Genomic DNA, 3566 nt, shown 5'->3' on the forward strand with positions numbered 1-3566 from the left:
CTTGAGCATCTCCAGTGGTTGCCAAAGTAGATGGCATTGGGGATTGCCCCAGCCGGGATTCGCCCGAATAGGCTAGTTGCCGATTCAGGATCGTTTTGGCAAAGTAATTGCATGAGCACCCCAAACGAATCCAGCCCCCCGGACCTGTACCGCTTTGACGCCTGCGGAGCACTGCTGTCGACGCATTTGCCAATGCCCCGACGCAGCGGCAAAGTGCGAGACGTCTACGATCTGGGAGATTCGCTGATGATCGTCAGCAGCGATCGAATCAGCGCCTTTGACTACATCCTGCCTAGCGGGATTCCAAACAAAGGCCGCTTATTAACTCAAATGAGCCGTTTTTGGTTTTCAATTCTGCCGGTACGTCATCACCTGCTGACGACGGAGATTCCCGAGACGTTGTCGCAAAAATTCGACACTTCGCCGCTGGAAGGACGAACGATGATCGTCGAAAAAGCCGACGTCGTGCCGTTTGAATGCGTTGTCCGCGGTTATCTCGAAGGCAGTGGGTTGCTGGAGTATCAAGCGACCGGCGAGATTTGTGGAAACGCACTGCCGCAGGGTCTGAAGCAGTGCGACGCGTTGCCCGAACCGATTTTCACCCCCGCAACCAAGGCGGAAGAGGGGCACGACGAAAATGTCTCTTTCGACCGGATGGCTTCGGACATCGGGACGGAATTAGCCGAAAAACTTCGTGACCAAAGCCTCCGTATCTACCGCGTCGCGTCTGAGCACGCGGCATCCAAGGGGTTGATCATCGCAGATACCAAATTCGAATTCGGCAGGGTCGATGACGAATTGGTGCTGGTCGACGAGGTGTTGACGCCGGACAGCTCGCGATTTTGGAACGCTGCCAGCTACGCACCGGGATCGGCTCAACCCTCGTTTGACAAGCAATTTGTTCGCGAGTATCTATCGCAGTGCGGCTGGGACAAACAATCCGATCCGCCGCCGTTGCCCGCCGAAGTGATCGAGCGAACGGCCGCCAAATACACCGAAGCGTTCGAACGTATCACGGGGGAAACGTTCTCCTGACGCCGCGGCATTCCTAGCTTAATTGGCAGTGCTCGAGGATCTCTTCGGCACTGGCACGATAACCGACGTAGAACGGTCCGAATTCACCATACTTGGCACTCGCTTCGTCGAACCGCATCTTGTAGACGATCTCTTTGAGATATTCTGGGTTTCGCCCCCATAGCGTGACCATCCACTCCCAATCATCGATACCGACGCCGACGGAAATCAGCTGGCTTACTTTTCCAGCGAACGCCATCCCGCTTTGGGCGTGTTCGGCCATCATCTTGTTACGGCGACTGAAAGGTTCGGTAAACCAGTTGGCGCCAAAGACACGGCTCTTATTCATCGGATAGAAACAAGCCGCGGGCCATTCGGGAAATTCCGGTCGGATCCGCTGCTCGTTCATGATTGGCAAGCGTCGCTCGTACGCAGCAACCTTGGCTGCGACTTCGGGCGAACCGGCAACTTCGCCGCCGGCGATCAAGCGTTTCTCATATTCCTCGATCGAAGGCACATACTCGCTCACTTCGCTCATCGAAACAAACGACCAGCTCGGTTCAACAAATTGCCCCAACGACGGCGCAAGGATACGTTGATGAACCGCATCCACCTTGGCCGGATCCGGATCCATGATCATCACGCCAAAATCGGCACGATGGCCGCTGGTCCAGTAGCTGGCAAGTCGCTCGGGTGCCAAATCCGCGGTCGGGTGCAGTGCGGCTTTGAACTGAGCTTGGCATTCAGCACTCAAGCGTGCCGTGAGAGCTTCGCGGCGAAAACGATAAAAGTAATGGGCACAGTGCCATCCGTTCTCTGGGATCACCGAAGGCTCAGGCAATGGAGCACCACGGTGACCGGGACGGCCAGCGGGCGATGCAGGTGACGCGGGGGCAGGACGCCCCGAGGTAGGTTCTGAAGAGCTCATCGTGTATCGCTATCGGGTTATCGCTAGGGGAGACAGAGAGGTTTTGAACAACGGCAACAAAACCCGCAGCGAACATCCTACCCCGATTGCCGCCAAGTTTGAAAGAAGGGCGATCCCGAGCCGGCATTCCTCACGATACCTCCACTCAAAAAAACTACTGCAAGATCCATTCGGTATAGCGGTCACGATACCCCGTATGCTTGGACCAACTGCGTTTGCCAGTCGCTCCGAAATAGCCATACGAATAAGGCGTCTTCCATCGGGCGCTCTCTTTGGCTTGGGGAATCATCGCAGGCGTACCGACCTTGCGTTGATGGTGCGACGAGTGCGGAGGATGGGTTTCCGAGTAGCGTTCCCCCAACTTGTTTTTAGGCATTTTGAATTCGGGCGAACGGATCACGCGGTGCGTCGGTGTCGGATTGCCTGGACCGATCGCCCCGCCGAATAAATCCGACAGCAGCCCTACGTTTTGCCCGGTGGGCGGATCGGTTTGTTGAGAAACGTGCACCGGTGGTTCCCCGTCCGCATACCGAGGACGCTCGAATTGCGATGCGTCGGCGATTGGGGATCCGTCGACCGAACCTACCAAACGGACTTGTTGCGAATAGCGGCCGTTTCCCGTTGACCTGTACGAGGAAGCTGTCGACACAGCGGACGCCCCACGCCGAATCGGTTGCGGCCAATCAACTGGGTCCCGCAGCGGTTGCGGTGGTTGATTCGATGTGGCCACCGGGGCCCAAGATTGCCGGGCCTTCATTTCTGCCTCTGTCACGTCTGCGGCATCGGTCGGAGTAGCGACAACTGCGGCGACAAGGACGAGCACCAACCACACGGCCATGTCGGATCCGGTGAAAGAACGGTTTGAAATCATTACAAAAAACTCGACCGAGTGCGAAGGACGGACAGCGGACCTGGTAAACTAGAGAAACTTTGCCGATTGTCCGTTTTTTACTCATCGGCCGACCAAGACGGGGTGGTTGAGCCAAAAATCCAAGATCGGTTCAAGAACGACGCAAGAAGTGCAGACAACGCATTTTTCGTCGATTCCCCAAGTAAACAGTCGAAAATGATCTGGAAACGGCTTTGACGTCGTCTGTATGGTGGATTTGCGAATCCCGGTCGAGATACGAAGTAATGAGTCTGCCATCGGAAGAGTGGCGAATCATCGCAGCGATGGTTCCGGATGTGCCGGTTACGTTATTGATGACCATGACGCTTTTCCCTTTTCATGATTCGTGCTGTCGTTCGGCGATAGACAACCTAGGCGGCAATGGAGGCCGCAACGTTACTTCCAGGAAGAAATTCATGAAAATGCAACGCCGCCACTTTGTCGCCCTGTTTGGTTCGCTTTCCGTTACGGGTGTGTTGGGAACGGACCGTGCTTTTGCGGAAGACCCGCAGCTCGTCGAACCGATCCACCGCGTCGCCAACGCGGCCAGCGTTACGTCCAAGCCGATGATCGCCCAGCACCCGCTGGATCGCGCTCTGGAAATGGCCCAGGACGCGCTGACCCACTGCCGCGCCAACGTCAACGACTACACCGCGATCTTGGTCAAACGAGAACGCGTGGGAGACACGCTGGGCGATTATGAATACATGTATGCGAAAGTTCGCAATCGCAAAA

At 56.2% G+C, this 3566-nt stretch carries 3 protein-coding genes and 1 pseudogene; 2 read left to right on the plus strand and 2 right to left on the minus strand.

Features of this window, described 5'->3' with window-relative positions; genetic code table 11:
- Positions 1–111 precede the first annotated feature (111 nt).
- Positions 112–1035 (plus strand): phosphoribosylaminoimidazolesuccinocarboxamide synthase, encoded by a 924-nt coding sequence (locus RMSM_RS18635; protein ID WP_040768016.1) that lies wholly within the window; start codon positions 112–114, stop codon positions 1033–1035.
- Between the two features lie 13 nt (positions 1036–1048).
- Here the strand turns inward: RMSM_RS18635 and hemQ are convergent, their stop codons facing one another.
- Both hemQ and RMSM_RS18645 read right to left on the minus strand, forming a co-directional pair.
- Positions 1049–1855, minus strand: coding sequence for a hydrogen peroxide-dependent heme synthase (hemQ, locus tag RMSM_RS18640; protein ID WP_040768019.1), 807 nt, complete (start codon positions 1853–1855; stop codon positions 1049–1051).
- Between the two features lie 241 nt (positions 1856–2096).
- Complete coding sequence (locus tag RMSM_RS18645; protein WP_008699656.1) at positions 2097–2813, minus strand: hypothetical protein; 717 nt, start codon at positions 2811–2813, stop codon at positions 2097–2099.
- Between the two features lie 263 nt (positions 2814–3076).
- On the opposite strand from RMSM_RS18645, the pseudogene RMSM_RS18650 reads away from it, so the two are divergent.
- Positions 3077–3566, plus strand: a pseudogene (locus RMSM_RS18650) (hypothetical protein); the annotation flags it as partial.

This window comes from Rhodopirellula maiorica SM1, assembly GCF_000346295.1.
In the GTDB taxonomy this organism is placed as follows: domain Bacteria; phylum Planctomycetota; class Planctomycetia; order Pirellulales; family Pirellulaceae; genus Novipirellula; species Novipirellula maiorica.

Excerpts from the sequence above, each read along its gene's own strand:
- RMSM_RS18635 (WP_040768016.1), top strand. The coding sequence starts at position 112 with ATGAGCACCCCAAACGAATCCAGCCCCCCGGACCTGTACCGCTTTGAC.
- RMSM_RS18645 (WP_008699656.1), bottom strand. The coding sequence starts at position 2,813 with ATGATTTCAAACCGTTCTTTCACCGGATCCGACATGGCCGTGTGGTTG.